Annotated in this window: 22 protein-coding genes and 1 other RNA gene; 7 read left to right on the top strand and 16 right to left on the bottom strand. The window is 66.6% G+C overall.

The features are described 5' to 3' along the window. Positions 1-423, top strand: a complete 423-nt coding sequence (locus U1769_RS11055; protein ID WP_332715642.1) for a SecDF P1 head subdomain-containing protein — start codon at positions 1-3, stop codon at positions 421-423. Between the two features lie 5 nt (positions 424-428). Here the strand turns inward: U1769_RS11055 and U1769_RS11050 are convergent, their stop codons facing one another. From U1769_RS11050 to U1769_RS10995, 12 genes are all read right to left on the bottom strand, one after another. Then, complete coding sequence (locus tag U1769_RS11050) at positions 429-743, bottom strand: hypothetical protein (protein ID WP_332715640.1); 315 nt, start codon at positions 741-743, stop codon at positions 429-431. Continuing rightward, positions 725-1,267 (bottom strand): J domain-containing protein, encoded by a 543-nt coding sequence (locus tag U1769_RS11045; RefSeq protein WP_332715638.1) that lies wholly within the window; start codon positions 1,265-1,267, stop codon positions 725-727. The genes U1769_RS11050 and U1769_RS11045 overlap by 19 nt, the downstream gene beginning before the upstream one ends. A gap of 86 nt (positions 1,268-1,353) precedes the next feature. Then, positions 1,354-3,318, bottom strand: coding sequence for an energy transducer TonB (locus tag U1769_RS11040; RefSeq protein ID WP_332715636.1), 1,965 nt, complete (start codon positions 3,316-3,318; stop codon positions 1,354-1,356). Between the two features lie 65 nt (positions 3,319-3,383). Beyond that, positions 3,384-3,761: RNase P RNA component class A (rnpB, locus tag U1769_RS11035), an RNA gene on the bottom strand. A gap of 10 nt (positions 3,762-3,771) precedes the next feature. Then, positions 3,772-4,461 (bottom strand): N-acetylmuramoyl-L-alanine amidase, encoded by a 690-nt coding sequence (locus U1769_RS11030; RefSeq protein ID WP_332715634.1) that lies wholly within the window; start codon positions 4,459-4,461, stop codon positions 3,772-3,774. Then, entirely contained in the window at positions 4,458-5,363 is a 906-nt protein-coding gene (locus U1769_RS11025; RefSeq protein WP_332715632.1) for a DMT family transporter, read from the bottom strand. Before U1769_RS11025 ends, U1769_RS11030 begins: the two co-directional genes overlap by 4 nt. 41 nt (positions 5,364-5,404) lie before the next feature. Next, on the bottom strand, positions 5,405-6,259 hold the full coding sequence (locus tag U1769_RS11020) for a CheR family methyltransferase (protein WP_332715630.1): 855 nt from the start codon (positions 6,257-6,259) through the stop codon (positions 5,405-5,407). Beyond that, positions 6,253-7,305 carry a chemotaxis protein CheB gene (locus tag U1769_RS11015; protein WP_332715795.1) on the bottom strand — a complete coding sequence of 351 codons (1,053 nt, stop codon included), beginning with the start codon at positions 7,303-7,305 and terminating at the stop codon, positions 6,253-6,255. The genes U1769_RS11020 and U1769_RS11015 overlap by 7 nt, the downstream gene beginning before the upstream one ends. Before the next feature lie 32 nt (positions 7,306-7,337). Beyond that, positions 7,338-7,703: a response regulator gene (locus U1769_RS11010; protein WP_332715628.1), complete on the bottom strand. Its 366-nt coding sequence runs from the start codon at positions 7,701-7,703 to the stop codon at positions 7,338-7,340. Between the two features lie 74 nt (positions 7,704-7,777). Next, the gene (locus tag U1769_RS11005; RefSeq protein ID WP_332715626.1) at positions 7,778-8,209 is read right to left on the bottom strand and encodes a chemotaxis protein CheW; all 432 of its coding nucleotides are present in this window, start codon (positions 8,207-8,209) and stop codon (positions 7,778-7,780) included. Further along, on the bottom strand, positions 8,209-10,515 hold the full coding sequence (locus tag U1769_RS11000; protein WP_332715622.1) for a chemotaxis protein CheA: 2,307 nt from the start codon (positions 10,513-10,515) through the stop codon (positions 8,209-8,211). The genes U1769_RS11005 and U1769_RS11000 overlap by 1 nt, the downstream gene beginning before the upstream one ends. A 100-nt stretch (positions 10,516-10,615) precedes the next feature. After that, positions 10,616-11,263, bottom strand: a complete 648-nt coding sequence (locus tag U1769_RS10995; RefSeq protein WP_332715620.1) for a histidine phosphotransferase family protein — start codon at positions 11,261-11,263, stop codon at positions 10,616-10,618. Positions 11,264-11,445: 182 nt separating this feature from the next. Here U1769_RS10995 and U1769_RS10990 point away from each other — a divergent pair, with 182 nt between their 5' ends. Then, positions 11,446-11,916 carry an MEKHLA domain-containing protein gene (locus U1769_RS10990; RefSeq protein WP_332715618.1) on the top strand — a complete coding sequence of 157 codons (471 nt, stop codon included), beginning with the start codon at positions 11,446-11,448 and terminating at the stop codon, positions 11,914-11,916. Positions 11,917-11,976: 60 nt separating this feature from the next. After that, positions 11,977-12,363, top strand: coding sequence for a hypothetical protein (locus U1769_RS10985; protein ID WP_332715616.1), 387 nt, complete (start codon positions 11,977-11,979; stop codon positions 12,361-12,363). A gap of 373 nt (positions 12,364-12,736) precedes the next feature. Here the strand turns inward: U1769_RS10985 and U1769_RS10980 are convergent, their stop codons facing one another. Further along, entirely contained in the window at positions 12,737-13,135 is a 399-nt protein-coding gene (locus tag U1769_RS10980; protein WP_332715614.1) for a M67 family metallopeptidase, read from the bottom strand. Between the two features lie 17 nt (positions 13,136-13,152). On the opposite strand from U1769_RS10980, the gene U1769_RS10975 reads away from it, so the two are divergent. The 4 genes from U1769_RS10975 (at position 13,153) to mtgA (ending at position 17,199) form a co-directional block, all read left to right on the top strand. Further along, positions 13,153-14,103, top strand: a complete 951-nt coding sequence (locus tag U1769_RS10975; RefSeq protein ID WP_332715612.1) for an RluA family pseudouridine synthase — start codon at positions 13,153-13,155, stop codon at positions 14,101-14,103. Between the two features lie 57 nt (positions 14,104-14,160). Then, the gene (gene rpoH / locus U1769_RS10970) at positions 14,161-15,066 is read left to right on the top strand and encodes an RNA polymerase sigma factor RpoH (RefSeq protein WP_332715610.1); all 906 of its coding nucleotides are present in this window, start codon (positions 14,161-14,163) and stop codon (positions 15,064-15,066) included. Positions 15,067-15,070: 4 nt separating this feature from the next. Beyond that, on the top strand, positions 15,071-16,360 hold the full coding sequence (locus tag U1769_RS10965) for a flavin monoamine oxidase family protein (protein WP_332715608.1): 1,290 nt from the start codon (positions 15,071-15,073) through the stop codon (positions 16,358-16,360). A 140-nt stretch (positions 16,361-16,500) separates the two neighbouring features. Then, positions 16,501-17,199 (top strand): monofunctional biosynthetic peptidoglycan transglycosylase, encoded by a 699-nt coding sequence (mtgA, locus tag U1769_RS10960; protein ID WP_332715793.1) that lies wholly within the window; start codon positions 16,501-16,503, stop codon positions 17,197-17,199. 122 nt (positions 17,200-17,321) lie between these two features. Here mtgA and U1769_RS10955 read toward each other — a convergent pair whose 3' ends face one another. The 3 genes from U1769_RS10955 to U1769_RS10945 form a co-directional block, all read right to left on the bottom strand. After that, positions 17,322-17,456 carry a hypothetical protein gene (locus tag U1769_RS10955; protein ID WP_332715605.1) on the bottom strand — a complete coding sequence of 45 codons (135 nt, stop codon included), beginning with the start codon at positions 17,454-17,456 and terminating at the stop codon, positions 17,322-17,324. 160 nt (positions 17,457-17,616) lie between these two features. Beyond that, positions 17,617-17,940 (bottom strand): YbaB/EbfC family nucleoid-associated protein, encoded by a 324-nt coding sequence (locus tag U1769_RS10950; protein ID WP_332715603.1) that lies wholly within the window; start codon positions 17,938-17,940, stop codon positions 17,617-17,619. Next, on the bottom strand, positions 17,937-19,589 hold the full coding sequence (locus tag U1769_RS10945) for a DNA polymerase III subunit gamma/tau (RefSeq protein WP_332715601.1): 1,653 nt from the start codon (positions 19,587-19,589) through the stop codon (positions 17,937-17,939). Before U1769_RS10945 ends, U1769_RS10950 begins: the two co-directional genes overlap by 4 nt. Positions 19,590-19,622: the final 33 nt, after the last annotated feature.

Genomic DNA, 19,622 nt, shown 5'->3' with positions numbered 1-19,622 from the left:
ATGATCATGCCGTCAATCGTCCTGCTGTTCATGGCACCCGTTCAGCAACAACAGGAATGCAGACGCGCTGACGGGTCCGAGGCGCTTGGCGGTCTGCCGTTACAAACCGCAGGTGACGGCCTCTGGATCGGCGGGGTCGCGTTCAGCGCCGCCGACATCCAGTCAGTCGAGGTAACGGAGTCCAGCGCCATTCTCAGCCAATGGGAATTGAAGCTGAAATTCACTGCCAGCGGCAATGCCAAGTTCATCGATGCACAGCGATGTGGACCGGGGTCGATCGTCGAGATCAGCCTGGACCGGAAAGTGCTAAGCCAGCCCCAGCTGATCGAAACCATCCTGGGCGGAGAAGCCTCGGTGTCCGGTTCGCCAGGCCACGACGAATGGCTGGAGATCGCGAAGCGCATTCCCGTCGCCACACCCTGAATCCTTTAGCGGACCAGCCCCAATTCGGCTGAGATCTCATCCAGGTCCGTTCCTGCCTTCACCAGCATCCACTCACCCGGTGCGGCGCCGTCGATCACCGTCACCGCGCCGCGCGGGCAGATGCCGAGGCATTTGACCTCGACGATACCCGCCGCGCTTTTCCGGCCCTTCTTCAGCCCAAGATGCTCGCGCAACGCCTTGGCCAGCGGCGTCCTGCCCTTGGGCCCGAACCCGCCGCCCAGCTTCTTCGAGCATTTCTTGCAGACCAGCAGCGTGCTCGACCAGTCCGAGCGGACCGACTTCAAACGGCGGGTTTCCATTGCCGGGCATCCTCGGCGGTCCGCAGCACGTCATAAGCGGCCTGGATCGCCTGGAACCGGGTCGCGGCTTCCTTGTCGCCGGGCCGCACGTCCGGATGATGGGATTTCGCCAGCCGCCGCCATGCCACGCGCACTGCCTCGAAATCGGCATCCGCCTCGAGCTCGAGCACCTCGAGCGCGCGCATCTCGTCGCGCGAGCGGCTGCCGTCGCCGGGACCAGCCCAGCCATAATGCTTCGCTTCCGCATAGCCGTCCGCCGTCCGCGTCTCGTCGGCCTCGCGCTTGGCGGCCTCCTCGGCGGTCAGGCCTTCGAAATAATTCCAGCCGCGATTATATTCGGCGGCATGATCCTGACAGAAATACCAGCGCTCGGGCGAATTGGGCGATTTGGGTGCAGGGCAATTGCCGGGTGAATCGCAGCCATGCCGGTCGCACAGCCGCACGGTCACGGCCTCGCTTCCGGCGCCATAGCCGCGCCAACGGGGAAAACCCCAGTCAGCTGATCGGGAGGAGGAACGCGCCATTCGCCCGACATAGGGGAAGCTATCGCTGGCGCAACCGCGGGATCGGCAAATAAGGCGTTCTGAGTCCGGATTCCCGGCAGCGGCCCCTAAAACCCCATCTGGAATCTCACTCGCTGGCTGCTGGCACCGCAACCGAGCGAACCATCGGGCCGATAGGATTTCGCATAGCGTGCACCTGCCATGGTGCGCATGCCGGCCTTGGTGAAGACAAACGGCGGGTAGCTCAGGATCGCGCGTTCGTTGATCACGCGCCCCTCCGCCGAAACGTCGAACTGGGTCAGAGTCCAGCCTTCGAAGCCCCATTGCATGGCTTCCTGCGGGAAAGTGCCGCCCGCACTGAGAAACTGCGGCGGTGAATCGACGATGCCGCATTGGTTGGCGGCCAGCCCCGATCGCTCGAACGCAACCCGTGCGGCTTCGACGTTCCCCGATTGCTTTTCGATCGACGCGATACGGACCAGCGCCCCGACGCGCAGCGGATCATTCGCCGCCAGCGCTGAATCATCTGCCACCTGGCGCAGCAACTCGCGAGTCCGCGATCCCTTGGAACGCTCGTCGGCGTCCGCGATCAACAGCCGCACGGCCGATCGCGCTTGCGGATCGTTGGCGTAGAGCGGCTGGGACAGCAACGCCATCGTGTCGCGCGCGAACTCCCCGCCGCGCTTGCCAGAGGCGCGGGCCGCGCCGCGCTCGATCAGGTCAAGCGCCAGTCGCGGCAGCGCCGGCACGGCGTTGGCGTCCGCTATGGCGAGCGCGCGGTGCGCCAGGACATTGGCCTCCTCGCGCGGCAGGATGACATTTGTCAGCAACCGGTACAGCGGCGGCAACAGTTCAAGCGAATCCCTGCCCTTGGCTACCGCGGCCGCGACGGCCGCACGCTGCCGCGGCAGGGCCACCGCATCGGACGCACTGTCTGCCGGGGGAACCGCAAGATGCTTTTCCGTCATCCAGTTTTCCAGGCTGGCCGAAAGGAAATCGCCGACCGAGGGCCGTTCGAACTCGGTCGAGCACCGCATCTCCAGGCGGATATTATATCGGAAGAAGCGCGGCAGCGTCTTGACCTGCTCGGGGGTCCATGACCAGCCGAGCGCGGCGCGGGCGAATTCGAGCGCCACCTGTCCGCCACCCGCCGCATAGATCGGCGCGCTCGACATCACCGTGCCGTCATCGCCGATGCTGAATTCAACCACCGCCATGTCGTCGGGCTTGAGGCCGCCTTCGCCGCCGCATGCCGGCGCCTTCATCTGCACCGCCGGATCGAACGTCCCGCTCGGCAGGCGGCCGGCGCCGGTATAGGCCATGTATTTTCTCGCGGACTCCGCGTCGCCCGCCAGCAGCGCCGCAATCGCGGTGTCCGAACGCGCCGAGACGTCGCGCAGGTCGACACCCGTGGTCAGCCCGCCCAGGAGTTTTACGGCCTCAGCCGATTTGGCGCGCGCACCAGCGAAATCGCCCTTGTTGAGGAGCAGCAATCCTTCGCGCCGCGCAAGCTCCGCCGAGACGACGCGATCGACCTTGGCCGTCGCCATGATCGCCTTGGCCTTTGTCAGCGCGTCGGCCGCGACCGCCGGATCGACGAACGTTGCCGTCTGGATCACGCCAAGCAGCGCGGAAAAGCGGCTTGGAGCATAGTCGCTCGCCGCCGCTGCTTCGCTATACGCAGCCATCGCGCTCGCATAGTCGACGGCACCCTGGGCGATGCGGCCCAGGTTGAGATAGGCCTGATAACGATCCTCGTTCAGCGATGCGTCGGTGGTCGGCAAGTCGGCCAGGCCGGCGCGCGCGGCCGTCACTGCCTCGTCCTTGCGATCGAGCGCCAGCAATGCCGCGCTCTTGCGCACCAGCATGATTGCATGGCTGCGCCGGTTCGTCTTCGTCCGGCGTTCCAGGGCTTCCCAGGCGTTGAGCGCCGCCTGTTTGTCACTGCCCGCGTCGAGAGCTACGGCCGCGTCGAAATCCTGCTGCACGCTGGTTGCCGCCCGCTGTGCGACAACTGGCGCGGTCGCGCCGATCAGTGCCACGCCTGTAACCGCCGCCCGGAATATCCGCATGATTTTCCCCACCTTTCAAAGAGTATGCGGCGAAAATATTGCAGCGTAAATAACGGGTCGGAAAAAATGCCAGAGGGTCTGTAAGCCGGGTTCTGTCCACCCCTTTCAGGGATAGGCGACCATTCCTCTAGGCCCGCATTTGCATGCGGGCTCAAGCAACCAACCCGGGCGACGGGCAGAAACGATGCCCCGGAACCGAAGTCCCATGCCGCCCCTATTCGGTCTTGCTCCCGGTGGGGTTTGCCGTGCCGCTTCTGTTACCAGTCGCGCGGTGCGCTCTTACCGCACCCTTTCACCGTGGCGGGGCCGAAGCCTTCGCCGTCTGCTCTCTGTGGCACTTTCCCTGGGGTCGCCCCCGCCGGGCGTTACCCGGCACCGTCGTTTCGCGGAGCCCGGACTTTCCTCGGCACGTTCGCACGTGACGCGGCCGCCCGACCCTCTGGCGAGATCGCCTTAGTCGTCGCCGGCCGGCTTTGGCAACAGCAGCGCGAGCAGGATCGACCGGCACTCGCCGTCGATCTCGCCGTCGAGCAACTCGGGACGATAGCGCCGCTGAAACGCCACGACCGCCGCCAGCTTGTCCGCCACGTCATAGCCGAAGCGCTCGAGCGCGATCAGAAAGCCCGCGTCGGTCCATAACGGGTCCATCAGATTCCGGGTCGGCCGCGGCAGCGCAAGGCGCAGCCGGGCGAGCCGGTTCCACGGGAACAGTTCGCCCGGGTCCTGCTTGCGCGCCGGCGCGATGTCCGAATGGCCGACGACATTGCCGCGCGTAATACCGTGGCGGTCCTTGATCTCGGCGACCAGCGGCAGCAGCGCGTCGATCTGCTCCTCCGGAAACGGCGGATAGCCGAATTCATGGCCGGGATTGACGATCTCGATCCCGATGCTCGCGCTGTTGATGTCCTCGATGCCGCGCCAGCGCGATTTGCCGGCGTGCCAGGCCCGCTTGTCCTCGGCCACCATGCGCAGGATCGTGCCGTCTTCCGCCACCAGATAATGCGCGGAAACCTTGGCGGCCGGATCGCGCAGCCGGTCGATCGCCGACTGCGCATCCGGCATGCCGGTATAATGCAGGACGATCATCGAGATCCCCAGCTTGCGCTCATCGAAATTGGGGGAAGGCGTATCGATGATCGTCATGCTGTGTTCCCTGCGCGCGCGGTCCTGATCGTAACGATCGCCACGCCGATCATCGCGATAGCACCGCCGGCCAGCATAAGCATCGTCGGCGGCGTATCGAAATACCAGCCAGTCGCGAACACCGCGATCACCGGCGCCGGGAGAGTCAGCGGCGTGACGATGCTGACGGGGTGGCGCTGCAGCAGCCAAGACATCGCCCCCTGCCCCAACACCGTCGATCCCACCGCCGAAAACACGATCCAGCCGAACGTCCCCAGCGGCAATTGCGGGATCGAGTGCATCGCGCCGGGCTCGGTGACCAGCGCGATCGCGCCGAGGATGATCGCTCCCCAGAAGCCGACCCAGGCGTAAATGGTGAGCACCGGCACGCCGATCAGCCGCCGCTGGAGCAGCGAGCAGATCGCCCAGATGAAGCTGGCCACCGCGGTAAGCGCGAGCCCGGGCAACTCGGTCACCATCGTCGGATCGAACGCCAGCAAGCCGACGCCGGCGACTGACAGCACGATCCCGACCAGCCGTGGCAGGTGGATTCGTTCGCGAAACACCACGATCGCCATCAACAGCGAAAAGGGCACACCGAGCTGCCCGGCGATCGCCAGAGCGCCGACATTGTGGGTCACGGCCAGCGACAGGTTCGTCGCAACGTAAAAGACCCCGCCGGATAATATGCCGAGCGCGGTCAACGCGCGCATCCGCCCCGGCACGATGCGGAGCGAGCCGAGGCAGACGAGCAGGACCAGCACCTGCCGCATGAAGCCGGCCGTTAGCGGTGCGATCTCGTTCACCGCCATCTTCACCGCAATCAGGTTGAAGCCCCACAGAACGTTCATCCCCGCCACGACGACAAGGTCCTTCGCGCCGAAGCCCCGGGTCGGCCCTTCGCCTGATGTCGCTGTTGCCATGGCGCCGCTTGCGGCCTCGATCGGCGGTTGTAAACCGTCGATCAGCCGGCGACGGCCCTCGCCCGCGGCATCAGGCCGGTGGGTTCGTACAGGCCGCGATATTGCGGGCTGGGGCGGAACGCATCGGTCTGGCCGATCACCGTCTCCCCCGCGCCGAGCACGAGGAGCGCGCCGGGGCGCACCACTTCGGCCAGGCGGTCGAACACGCGCGTGCGCAAGGTGGGGGACAGATAGAGCAGGACGTTCCGGCACAGCACGATGTCGAAGCGGCCGAGCGGCAGCGGATCGGCGACCAGGTTGATCCGGCGGAACGAGATCTGGCGCACGAGCTCGTGCTTGGCGACCCAATCCCCGCCGACCGGATCGAACCATTGCATCATGCGCCGGATCGGCAGTCCGCGCTGGATCTCGAACTGCGAATAGCGCCCGGCCCGCGCCCGGGCGAGCGCCGCTTCCGATACGTCGGTTGCGACGATCTCGGGCGGTTCGGCCCGGCTCACTGCATCGCGCTCGGCGAACAGCATCGCCAGCGACAACGGTTCCTGCCCGACCGAGCATCCCGCCGACCAGATGCGGATGCGCCGGTTCCCCGCTTCGGCGCGCATCGTGTCGACGGCGTCGGCGATCATGTCGAGCACAGCCGCGTCGCGGAAGAACGAGCTTTCCTGATTGAGCAGCGCGTCGACCACCATATCGGCGACCGCCGGCGAGATCAGCACTTCGCCGATCAACTCGTCGAGCGTCTCGTGCCCACGGTCGCGCATCAGCGGTTTCAGCGCGGTCTCGATGCGCCATTCGCGATTGGCCGCGATCTGCTGTCCGGTGCGCGATTCGAGCAGCGAGGCGAGCACGTTCAGCGCGCCGGCGGGGCGCGCGCCTGGGGCGGGGATCAGCATCCGGGCCGTTTCCCGCTCGCGATCATCAAACCGATCTCGGTCGGCGGCATGATCGCGCAGGCCGTGCCGCTGGTCGCGACCGCGCCGGGCATCCCCCACACGACCGAACTGGCCTGGTCCTGCACCACGACGCTGCCGCCGCGATCGATGATATGCTTGGCGCCTTCCGCGCCATCGCGCCCCATGCCGCTCAGCACGATGCCGAGCGCGCGGGAGCCGAACACGTCGGCGAGGCTGGCGAACATCGGATCGACCGAGGGCGTGCAGCCGCTTTTCGACGGCTCGGTCGACAGGCGCACGCCCGCGCCGTCGCTGGTGCTGACGCAGCGGATATGCGCGGAACCCGGCGCGACGATCGCCCGGCCCGGGCGAATCCGCATCCGATCGGTCGCAACGTCGCAGGGGCGGCCGGCGAGAACGGCGACCTGCGCCGCGAAATAGGGCATGAAGGAATCCGGCAAATGCTGGGTGATCAGGATCGGCAACTGGAAGCTCGCCGGGATTTCGCGCAACAACAGGGTCAGGGCATGGATGCCGCCGGTCGAAGCGCCGATCGCCACGATGTCGAACCCGCCGCCGGACCGGTCGGTCGCGAGTGGCATGGGTGCGGCCGATTCCGGCGCGCTTTCGAACAGGCGAGACAGTTTCTCGTCGAGCATTTCGGAGAAACGCCCGGCGAAATCGCCGATCTCCGGCTTCTCCAGCGTGTCGGCGGCGCCGAGCGACAGCGCCTGGATCGTCGCCGCGGCGCCCTCGCCGACGCTGGACGAGATCACCAGCACTCTGGCGCCGTCCCCGGCCGCGAGCAGGTCGGGCAGTGCGGTCAGCCCATCCACCCCCGGCATCTGGATATCGAGCAGGATACCGTCGACGCGCTGCCCTCGCAGGAAGGCGAGCGCCCCCTTGGCATGCGGCACGGCGCCGGCGACGGTGAACTTGCCGCCGATCTCGATCGCGCGGGCGATCACGGCGCGGGCGACCACCGAATCGTCGACGATCAGGATGCGGGGCCTCACCCGGCTCTCGACGAGCCGGCGGGCAGGCATGGTTGATGCGCGTGGCACTTCAGATGGTCTTTTCAGGCCATGCCAACGATCTGAAGCTTGCTCTCCAGGGTTTCGCGATCGAACGGTTTCATCACATATTCGTCGGCGCCTGCCTCGATCGCGGCGCGGATATGGCCCATGCCGTTCTCGGTCGTGCAGAACACCACCTTGGGCCGATGCGGCATCTCGCTGTTGCGCAGGGCGCGCAGGAAATCCATGCCGCTCATCACCGGCATGTTCCAGTCGAGCAGGACGACGTCGGGCGCCGAGGCCAGGCAGCAGTCGAGCGCCTCGCGCCCATCGCCCGCTTCGGTGACCTCGAAATTCAGCGTCTCCAGGATGTGCCGCGCCACTTTCCGGATTACCTTGGAATCATCCACAACGAGACACGTCTTCATCGTTTCGCACCTTGTTTTCGGGCCTGTGAAAGGCGGGTCTGCCGGAAAAGCATGATCGTCGGGTTAACTCGGGCTCAGGCCGCGATCGCGGTCAGGCCCGGCACCAGCGCACGCAGGTCGATCGCCAGGATCGGCTCCCCGGCACGCTCCACGATGCCGCAGCCGGTCGCCCGCCAGCCGCGATCGAGCACGATCCCGGCCGACAGCGGGGCGAGATCGAACGGCGCGACGTCCTCGAGGGAATCGACCAGGATCGCATAATGATGCCCCTCGACCAGCGTGATGACCGCGCGGGTCGGGTGTATCTCGGCCGCCGCCAGGCCGAGCGCGGCATGGGTGTCGATCACCGTGACCACCCGGCTGCGCAACGCGGCCAGGCCCATCACCTGCCGGTCGGCGCAGGGCACCGGCACGATCGAGCCGATATCGACGACCGATTCGACCTGCCGGGAATCGATGGCCACGGCGCGGCCGGCGATCTGGGCGATGAGGAAGAGTTCGGACATCAGCGGCCTCCCGCCGACTGGGCCAGGGCGGCAAGCAGGCCGTCCCGGTCGTAGCGATAGATGCTGGTGTCGCCCGCATTGCCGCCGGCGCGATCACGGCGCAGCCGGACCACCGGCACATTGGTCGGCGCCAGCGGCGCGACGGCGTCCATCGTCAGCACCACGGCGGGGTTTTCACCGCTCCGCAGCCGGGTCGCGACACGGTAGCCCGCCCCTTCGAGCACCGGCTTCAGGAAGGTGTTCATCCACGCCGACTCGGCGCCGTTGATCAGGCAGACCGGCGGCTCGACCGCGCTCATCGCCGCACCGTGCGTGGCGAACAGCCAGTGCAGGTCGAGCAATTCGATCTGCTCCCCGTCGAGCGCGACGACCCCGGCGACCGGCCCGACTTCCTTCGCCAGCACCAAATTCTCGGGCAACGTGACGATGTCGAGCGCCTCGCCGATGGCGTAGCCGATCTCGGCATCCCCGTCGCGCAACCGCAGCACGGAGACGGAGGGCCGCTCATCCCATTCGCCCTGAATCGCCAGCGGGATGATCCGCCCCTCGACCGACAGCCGCAGCCGCCCGCCGGAAAAACGGATCGCATCACGCTGCACCGGCTCGATCCGGTCGATGATCGACAGCGGCACAAGCCGCCGCACGCCGTCCATATCGTCGAACAACAGGGCGGATATGCTCGGTGCCTGAACTTCCTCGGGCGCCTCGTCGAGCAGGATTTCGCTGCCGAACTGAAGCCCTGCCGCGGCCGCTATCCCGGTGCAGTCGAGCAGCAGCATCGGCAGGCCGCTGTCGGGCAGGGTCTGGCCGGCATAGACGCCCGTTGCCATCACCGCCGGCGCGGCCGGCTTGATCACCAGTTCCTCGTGATCGAGCACTGAATCGACCGCCAGGGCATAGCTGCCGCCGGGCACGCCGACGATAACCAGCATCTTGGCATGGTCCGCTTCGTCGGAGAGGCCGAGCAGGCCGCCCAGGTCGATCAGCGGCATGCGGCGATCGCGTACCGTCGCGGCGGGCGTGCCGCCCAGCATGTCGACGCGGATCGCATCGCCCCCGGCGCGGACGATCTCCTCGATCGCCTGGCGCGAGATGGCGAAGCGCTGGTCACCCACGCCGACGCCGATCGTCGCGATGATCGACAGGGTCAGCGGCACATGGATGGCAAGGCGAAGGCCCTTGCCCGGTGTATTGGCCAGCTCGATGCGGCCGCCGATCTGCTCCACATTGGCGCGGACGACGTCCATGCCGACGCCCCGACCCGAGATCGCGGTCACGGCATCCTTGGTCGAAATGCCGGGCTCGAACACCAGGGCAAGCTTGGCCTTCTCGCTCAGCGCCTCCAGTTCCTTCGCGCTGCGCTCGCCGCCGGCGGCGATCCGGGCGATCAGCTTGTCCGTATCGATGCCGCGCCCGTCGTCGGCGATCTCGATGATGATCTGGTTGCCGGATTGCCGCGCCGAAACGGTCAGCCGGCCATTTTCGCGCTTGCCCGCCGCCCGCCGCTCGGCGACCGACTCCATGCCGTGGTCGATCGCGTTGCGTACGATATGGACGAGCGGATCGCGCATCATCTCGATCATCTCGCGATCGAGTTCGACATCGCTGCCCTCGACATGCAGCGACACCGATTTGCCCAGCTCGGCCGCGGTATCGCGCACCATGCGCGGCAGGGCGGAGAACAGCGCGTCGATCTTCTGCATGCGCGTCCGCGTGACGGTGTCGCGCATCTCGGCCACGGTCAGCGACAGCCGTTCGAGTGCTGCCTCGACGATCGGATCGGCGCCGTCGTCGCGCAGCCGGCGCGCCAGCTCGTTGCGGGCCAGCACCATGTCGGACATGCCGCTCATCATCCGGTCGAGCAGATCGACGTTCAGGCGCACGCTGCGGGTCGGGTTGCGCGGCGCGGCGGGCGCCACCGCGGGAGTAACCACCGTCGCTCCCTCCTCCAGCGCCGAGATCAGCCCGTCCTCGCCCGCATCGTCGAGCGTGGCACCGGCGTCGATCGCCTCGACGATCTCGCCGATCCGGTCAACGATCGCCAGCACCGCGTTGACCAGCTTGGTATCGGGCACGCGCTTGCCCTCGCGCACGGCGGCGAGAACGTCCTCGGCGGCGTGGCTGAGCCGGGCGAGTCGCGGCAGGTCGAGAAAGCCGCAGCTCCCCTTGACCGTATGCACGAAGCGGAAGATCGCATCGAGGCGGTCGCGGTCCTCCGGCGACGCCTCCCACGACACGATCTCGCCCGAGAGCGCTTCCAGCGTCTCGCGCGTCTCAGCGATGAATTCTTGAAGAAGATCGTCCATGTGCCCCCGGGGATGCCGGGCGACCATGGCAATCATTGGTTAAAGGGGGGTTTAACTGATGCGATCTTTCAACCCGCCCCGGTCGCGCCAGGACGCGGCTTTAGGCCGCGCTGAACGCTGCGCCGAACAGCAGCACCGGATCGTCCGGGTCGGAAACCTGCACCGTGCCGCCGCCGGCGGCGACCAGTTCGTGAACCAGATAGGCGGCGGCGCCCCGCGCGGTGATCGGCGCGTCGCCCTGCTGGCCTTCCTGCAAGGTCGTGCGCAGCTCGTTATCGAGCACGATGCGCGGCCCGTCGGCGCGCACCACGATCTCGACCTGGCCGTCATGCACTTCGGCCCCGACATCCAGCTGTCCGCCGCGGATCAGCGCATCGCCGCCGATCAGCGCGAGGTTGAGCAGCACCTTGATCGCTGCCTTGGGCAAGGTCGCGTCCTCGACCAGCCAGCCGAGATTGACCCGGTGCCCGTCGCCGAACAGCCCCTCGATCGCCACCCGCGCCTCGCGCGAATCGATCGCCTCGCCGAATCCGCCGGCGGCACCGAACGCCAGCCGGAAGAATTTCAGCTTGTTGGCCGATGCCTTGGCGCTCTCGGCCAGCAATTCGAGGCAGCGCTGCCGCATCTCCGGGTCCTGCTCGTCGGCAAGCAGCTCGAGCCCATTGTTGAGCGCACCGACCGGACTGAGCAGGTCGTGGCACAGGCGGGAACATAACAGGCTGGCGAAATCGACCGGGCTGATGGTCATGGAAGGGGAACGCTCCGGGCAAAAATGAGTCGCTCTTCTGGCGATGCGAACGCCACTGCGCAAGTCGCGCGCTTTCGGCGCGTCGCGCGTTCAGGCCCATGCGGCGACCACCGGGCTGGTCGTTCCGGGTGCGTCACGTCGCCTATTGGTCAAACCGGCCGGAACGGCGATAGGATGCGCGCATGAGCATATCGCCCGAGCGCCTTTCCCCGAATCTGTCTCTGGACAGCGCCTTCTTCGATCTCCTCACCACCAGCTACACCCGCCTCACCGGCAAGCCGCTCGTCCCGGCGGGGAAAAGCGCTGCATGGCTCTATGACCAAGCCCCCTTCGCCGTCCTCGCGCATAACACCGATGCCGATCCGCGCTTCGTCTATGCCAACCGCACCGCGCAGGCCTGTTTCGAATATGGCTGGGACGAGATCATCACCCTGCCCTCGCGCCTCTCGGCCGAGGCGCCTGATCGGGCGGAGCGGCAGCGGCTGATGGAGGCGGTCGCCCGCAACGGCTTCATCGCCGATTACAGCGGCGTGCGCGTCGCGAAATCCGGCCGGCGCTTCCGCATCGAAAATGGCGTGGTCTGGCAGCTCTTCGACGATTCTGGCGCCTGGCACGGCCAGGCCGCGACCTTCTCGTCCTGGCCTGACGTCTAGCCTCAGGTCTGCTGCGCTGCGTCGATTCAACCGCGCGCGCCGCTGGTCCATCCTCGTCCCATGAAAAGAGGACGCCCCACCCGCTACAAGCCGGAATTCGCCCGGCGCGCCCGCAGCTATTGTCGGCTCGGCGCCGAGATCCAGGATCTGGCCGGGTTCTTTTCGGTCAGCAACGCCACCCTCTATCGCTGGCTCGATCGCTACCCCGAATTCGGCCTGGCCGTCGCGATGGGCCAGGGCGAGCGCGCCGGGCTGCTCCCGCCGAGCATGTTCAAGCGCGCGACCGGCTATTTCTATCGTGCCGAGCGCGTGTTCCGGCCCAACAGTCCCAACCCGCAAGCCGCCGACTATACCTACCGCGTTCCTGGCGAGGCGGCGGTGGCCCTGCGCTGGCTTCGCATCCGGCAGCCCGACAAATGGTGCATCAAGCGGGACCCGAAGGACTGACGCGATCGCCTCTTCGGTCGCCCATGCCTGCTCGCCAAAGGCCGGGGCAGTCGCGGGACTGCGAAAACGGCTGGCCCGCGCGCATTCTCCCCCGATGATCCGTCATCTATTCGCTCGGCTCCGACCGCCTCGAGCAAGAACGATCTCAGTCGCTGCGATGCGTTCTCATAAATCGGCAACTATATGAAAAATACCTATCCACCGCTCGTCGCCACGATGACTGTTGGATTTTCCGCAACCCGCGCCGGAAATCCGTTTGTTCGATCGCCATTCTTATCGCACTCGCTCGCCCCAGCGCAAAAAATGGGTCGACGTGGCCTCGCAAAATATAGTCTTTACTGGCCGGCTTTCGCACGACCCGAGTCGTTTTACTTCATTCGTCTTGCGACGCCAGCGCGACGGCCTCGAACGCCCCGATCCGCGCCGATCGCCACAGTCGCGCCGTATCGGCCGTCAGGATCAGCCACAGCGCCCCATCCCCCATCGCCTGCGCCGCATCGCGCGCTGACGGAATCGCTTCGCCGGACGGATGCGAATGATAATGGCCGATCACCTGCGCCCCGCCGTCCCGGGCCTGGCGATGCGCGGAGAAAAGCTGGGCCGGATCGATCTCGAACGCCCGGGCCGGATCCGGCGCGACGTTCCGGCACGGCTGGGCCGCCTCGATCAGCCCCTCCGATCCGAGCAGCAGCCCGCAAATCTCGGCATCGGGCGAATTTTGCGCGTCGCTTAGCAGTCGGGCCAGCAGAGTGCTTGAAATTCCGTGCGCCATTCCCACATCGCTACGGCATGAACCGGGGGGTTACCACCATCGAAGCGCGCATCTCGGACGAAGCCGGTGGCTGGCGGTTCGATCGTGCGCTCGCAGATGCAGTGCCGACGATGTCGCGCGAGCGGCTCAAGGCGCTGATCTCCTCGGGTGCGGTCTCGGACGAAGCTGGCCTTCCGGCGCGCGATCCGTCGCGCAAGGCCGTCGCCGGCAGCATCTTTACCGTCGCCGTCCCGGCGCCCACGCCGGCGCACAACGAAGCACAGGATATCGCGCTCAACGTGGTGTTCGAGGACGATCACCTGATCGTGATCGACAAGCAGGCCGGGCTCGTCGTCCATCCGGCGGCGGGCAATCTCGATGGCACGCTTGTCAACGCGCTGCTCCACCACTGCGCCGGGCATCTGTCCGGCATCGGCGGGGTAGCGCGGCCTGGCATCGTCCACCGCATCGACAAGGATACGTCTGGGCTGATGATTGCGGCCAAGACCGACCGGGCGCATGAGGGCCTGGCGCGGCAGTTTCACGATCACAGCATCGATCGCCGCTACAAGGCGATCGTCACTGGCCGTCCGTTGCCGTCCGAAGGCACGATCGATGCGCCGCTGGCGCGCTCGCCGTCGAACCGCAAGAAGATCGCGATCGTCGCGAACGGCAAGCGTGCGGTAACGCATTACAAGACGCTGCAGCGGCTCAAGGAAGCGGCTTTGGTCGAGTGCCGGCTCGAGACCGGGAGGACTCATCAGGTGCGCGTGCACATGGCCTCGATCGGCAATCCCTTGATTGGAGACCCGGTTTATGGTAGAACAAAACCGGTCCATCGGCCAATTCTGGAAACCCTGCATTTCCATCGCCAGGCATTGCACGCCGCCCGGCTCGGGTTCATTCACCCTGTCGAAAGCACGCCTATGGCATTCGATAGCGAAATCCCTGCGGACATGCAGGAACTGTTCGATAGACTCTTTGTATAGGTTCAAGCGCTGGTCGCCTCATAGTAGGGACCGCGCATCAGTAAGGGAGATTTGATCATGGCAAGCGGCAGCAACGTCCCGGCGACGATCCCCGCACTTGGCGGAGAGGCAAGCCTCAACCGCTACCTGTCCGAGATCAAGAAGTTTCCGATTCTCGCGCCCGAGCAGGAATATATGCTCGCCAAGCGCTTCGAGGAGCATGGAGACACAGACGCGGCGGCGCAGCTCGTCACGTCCCACCTCCGCCTCGTCGCGAAGATCGCGATGGGCTATCGCGGCTACGGCCTGCCCGTGTCGGAGCTCATCTCCGAGGGCAATATCGGCCTGATGCAGGGTGTGAAGAAGTTCGAGGCCGATCGCGGCTTCCGGCTCGCAACCTATGCGATGTGGTGGATTCGCGCCTCGATCCAGGAGTTCATCCTGCGCTCGTGGAGCCTGGTGAAGATGGGCACAACCGCTGCGCAGAAGAAGCTGTTCTTCAACTTGCGCCGGATGAAGTCGAAGCTCGACGCATTCGAGGACGGCGATCTCAGCCCCGAGCATCTCGCCAAGATCGCCAAGGATCTGGGCGTGACCGAGGAAGAGGTCACCAGCATGAACCGCCGCATGGCGATGGGCGGGGATACCTCGCTCAACGTGCCGATGCGCGAGGACGGCGAAGGCCAGTGGCAGGATTGGCTGCAGGATGATTCCCCCCTGCAGGATTCGGTCGTTGCCGATGCGCAGGAAGCCGACGTTCGGCACGACATGCTCGTCTCGGCGATGGATGACCTGAACGAGCGCGAGAAGCACATCCTTACCGAGCGTCGTCTCACCGACGATCCCAAGACGCTCGAGGAACTGAGCCAGGTCTATGGTGTCTCGCGCGAGCGCGTCCGCCAGATCGAGGTCCGCGCCTTCGAGAAGCTGCAAAAGGCGATGATGCGCCTCGCCGGCGACAAGCGGATGCTGGTCGCGGCGTAAGGCTATGGCCGGTGCTGACGCAGTCGTCGTCGGCGCCGGCGCGGCCGGCATCGCCGCCGCGAAGCGGCTCCACGACGCCGGGCTCGATGTGTTGCTGGTCGAGGCTGGCAACCGCATCGGCGGTCGGGCGCACAGCATTGCCCTCCCCGCCGCCGATCCCCAGGCAATGGTCGTCGACCTCGGCTGCGGCTGGCTTCACTCGGCCAGGCGCAATCCCTGGACCGACCTCGCGGAGTCTTATGGCTTCGGCATCGAACGCGCCGCCGCCAACTGGCGCAGCCAATGGCGCGATCTTGGCTTCCCGCCTGACGAGCAGGACGCCTATCATCAGGCGTGGCAGCGCTGGCAGGATGCGGCTCATGCCGCCCTCGATGGCCCGGACCAGCCCCTCTCCGCCTTTATCGCCCTGAACGATCCCTGGCGCCCGCTGATCGACGCCGTCTCCGGCTATGCCAATGGCGCGCCGCTGGCCCAGGTCTCGCTCCACGACTGGGCCGCCTATGAGGATGCGGCGACCGACGATAACTGGGCCCTCCCCGCGGGCTATGGCACCCTGGTCGCCCGCCATGCCGCTGAAGTGCCGATCAGGCTCGACACCATCGTCACCCGCATCGATCACACCGCATCGACCATCCGGATCGAGACCAACCGCGGCACCATCGAGACGCGGCGCGTGATCGTCTGCGTGCCCACGACCACGCTCGCTTCTGAGCGCATCGTCTTCGATCCGCCCTTGCCGGACAAGCATGAAGCCGCGAGCGCGCTCCCGCTCGGCCTCGCCGACAAGCTGTTCCTCCGCGTCGACGGCGTTGCGCTGCCGAAGAATGGCCATCTGGTCGGCAATCCCCACAGCGCCTGCACTGCCAGCTACCGGCTCGGCCAGTTCGGTTGGCCGGTGATCGAATGCTTCTTCGGCGGCGACTGCGCCCAGGCGCTCGAGGATGCCGGCGACGGCGCGGCTGCCGACTTTGCCATCGACGAGCTGACCGCCCTGCTCGGCAACGACTGGCGCGCGCACCTCACCCCCGTCGCCGCTACCCGCTGGCGCGCCGAGCCGCACATCCACGGCTCCTATTCCCACGCCCGGATCGGTGCAGCCCCGCAACGCGCGATCCTCGCGGCGCCAGTCGAAGATCGCCTGTTCTTCGCCGGCGAGGCCTGCTCGACTCATGATTTCTCGACCGCGCACGGCGCCTTCGAAACCGGCATCGCCGCCGCCGAAGCCGTGATCGCGGAGTTCGCGCCGCAAGCCGGTTTACCGCGCCCGCTTCTCTCGCCTAGAAGCGAGGCATGAGCGACGATCGGGGGCCGCCATCTTCCTTCGGGGTGAACCCCGCCGCCCTGTTTCCCGGCGCGCCGCCTGCGTCGATTCAACCAGACGGCCGGCCGGTGCATAACACCAGGCCTGTCGACGATCCGGAACCCGTTTCAGCCATGCGCCAACGCCGTCGTTCATTTCCGCGCCGCCTGATCGGCTGGGTGTTCAAGGCGATCGGCGCCTTCATCCTCCTGTCGATCCTGATGGTGGTGCTGTATCGGTTCGTGCCGCCACCGATCACGCTGACCATGGTTGGGGACCTGGTGGGCGGGCACGGCGTTGCCAAATCCTGGATGCCGCTGTCGCGCATCGATCCGGACATGGCGCGCGCGGTCATCGCTGGGGAGGATTCCCGCTTTTGCGAGCATCACGGCTTCGATATCGAAGCGATCGAAAAGGCCTATCAGCGCAATGCGCGCGGCGGCCGCATCCGTGGCGGCTCGACGATCAGCCAGCAGACCGCGAAGAACGTCTTCCTGATCCAGGGCGGCGGCTTTCCGCGCAAGGCGCTCGAGGCTTATTTCACCGTCCTGATCGAGGCGATCTGGGGCAAGAGGCGGATCATGGAGGTATATCTCAACGTCGCCGAGACGGGGATCGGCACCTATGGCGTCAACGCCGGCGCGATCCGCTATTTCAACCACGACGCATCGCAAATGTCCGCGGCTGAAGCCGGCCGGATCGCAGCCGTCCTGCCGCAACCCAAGAAGCGCGCGGTGATAGGCGCCAAGGGCTTCACCCGCCGCCACGGCAACACCCTCTCGCGCCGTGTCGGCGTGGTTCGCAACGACGGCCTGGATGCCTGCCTGCGGTAACAGGCAAGCAGCCGGGCATCACGCCGTTCGCCCTGGGCTGTCGGAGGGGCTGCTCTTCGTCTCTACCGGCGAGAGAATGGACGATGCTTCGACGGGCTCAGCGCGAACGGTCCGAGTCGAGGTTATTCCGCAGCCTTCTCGGCCGAATCGCCGACCTTCTTGGCGCTGTCGCCGACATCCTTCGCCGCGCTGGTGATCGCGTCGGTCTTGAGGTTGTCGTTCTTGCTCTGGTTCATCAGATAGAAGCCACCGATCACCACGGCGATCAGCAGGATCAGGCGATCAGGATACCGGCCCCGCCTCCGCCGCTCTTCTCGATGACGGTGGTATGCGGGGTCTCGGTCACGCGGTCGTCAGCCATGCTATCCTCCTCTGTTGTGCTGAGCGCGTAACGAGAAGATGCGACGGAATGTTCCGTCAGAACGGCAGCTTGAACCCCGGCGGCAGCGGCAGGCCACTGGTCATCTTGGACATTTCGGCGTTCGATGCCGCATCCGCCTTGGCCTTGGCGTCGTTGAATGCGGCCACGATCAGGTCTTCAAGCATCTGCTTCTCGCTCGCCGCGAGCAGCGATTCGTCGATGTCGACGCCGATGATACGGCCCTTGGCCGATGCCTTGACCTTTACCAGCCCGCCGCCGGCAGCACCCTCGACCTCGATCGTATCGAGTCCGGCCTGCGCCTTGGTCAGCTCGGCCTGGACGTTCTGCGCCATGGCCATGATGTCTTCGAGGCTCTTCATGATATGCTCCGTTGCGCCGCCATCAGGCGATCGAGTTCATTGTCGGGAAATTCGGCGTCGGGAAAGGCTTCGAACGCTGCCTTCACCACCGGCGTGTCGAGGATGGCGGCGCGCAGCTCTTCGCGGCGCTTGTCCTCTACCTCGCGGATCGTCGGCTCGCCCGGCGAATCCTCGGCCGTCACCTTCCACGGCCGCCCGGTCAGCTGCTTCAGCTCGACATTCAGCTCGCGGATCAGGTCGGCCGGCAGCGGCCGCGCCGAGCTCAGCACCAGCTCGGGCGCGGCGAACCGCACGACGCTGGCGCTGCGCGTGACCTTCACGGCAAGACCATGCTCGCCCTTGTCCTCGAGAAAGGCGACCAGTTCGCGAATCGTCCCTGGCAGCGATGCCTCGACCGGTGCGGCCGACGTCCGTGCCGCGGGCGCGGCCTGCGCCGCCCCGCCCATCGGCGCCCCGCTAGCGATCATCCGCGCCAGTTCGCCGGGATCGGGCAGGGTCGAGGCGTGGATCAGCCGCAGCAGCGCCATCTCGCACGCCTCGATCGGCAATGCCGCGCGCGCGACCTCGTCATGGCCCTTGAGCAGCAGCTGCCACAACCGGTGCAGCGATGCGAAGGAGAGCTTCCCGGCCCATTCCGCCAGCGCCTCGCGCTCCTCGACTGCCTGGCCCGCCTCCGGCGCCGTGCCGAGCTTGACCAGCGTGGTCGCATGGACCGTCTCCAGCAGCGCGCGCAGCACACCCTGAGGATCGACTCCGAAATCATATTGCCGCCTGAGCGCCGCGAGCGCGCCCTGCCCTTCGCCCGCCAGAACCAGCGCAAAGAGATCGCGGATCGCGCCGCGATCGGACAGGCCGAGCATCTCCCGTACTGCCGCGGCCTTCACGCCCTCGCCCTCGATGCCGGCATGGGCAATCGCCTGGTCGAGGATCGACAGCCCGTCGCGCGCAGATCCTTCCGCCGCCCGTGCGATCAGCGCCAGCGCCTCGGGTTCGGCCTCCACGCCTTCCGCCGCGGACACGCGCGCGAAGTGATCGGCCAGTTTCTCGGCCGGAATGCGCCGCAGGTCGAAGCGCTGGCAGCGCGACAGCACCGTCACCGGCACCTTGTTCACCTCGGTCGTCGCGAACAGGAACTTCACATGCGCCGGCGGCTCCTCGAGCGTCTTGAGGAGCGCGTTGAACGCGTTCTTGGAGAGCATGTGGACTTCGTCGATGATGTAGATCTTGAACCGCGCCGACACCGCCGAATAGCGCGAAGCGTCGATGATCTCGCGCACATCGTCCACACCGGTATGGCTGGCGGCGTCCATCTCGATCACGTCGATATGGCGCCCTTCCGCGATCGCGCGGCACGGCTCGCACACCCCGCAAGGATCGATCGTCGGCCCGCCATTGCCGTCGGGGCCGATGCAGTTGAGCGCCTTGGCAATGAGCCGCGCGGTCGAGGTCTTGCCGACCCCGCGCACGCCGGTCAGGAGGAAGGCATGCGCCAGCCGCCCGCGCTTGATCGCGTTGGCGAGCGTGGTCACCATCGCATCCTGGCCGATCAGCTCGGCAAAGGTCTGCGGGCGGTATTTGCGGGCGAGGACGCGGTACACCTCGGCCTTTGCAGGCGGGGTGGGTTCACCAAGATCGAAGGAGTCGGCCATTGCGATCCATCTAGGCGGTCGCGGTCCGCGAAG

This window comes from Parasphingomonas zepuensis (genome assembly GCF_036663735.1).
Classification (GTDB): domain Bacteria; phylum Pseudomonadota; class Alphaproteobacteria; order Sphingomonadales; family Sphingomonadaceae; genus Sphingomonas.
The sequence above is the reverse complement of the archived record's forward strand: the minus strand, read 5'-3'. Positions and strand labels throughout refer to the sequence as shown.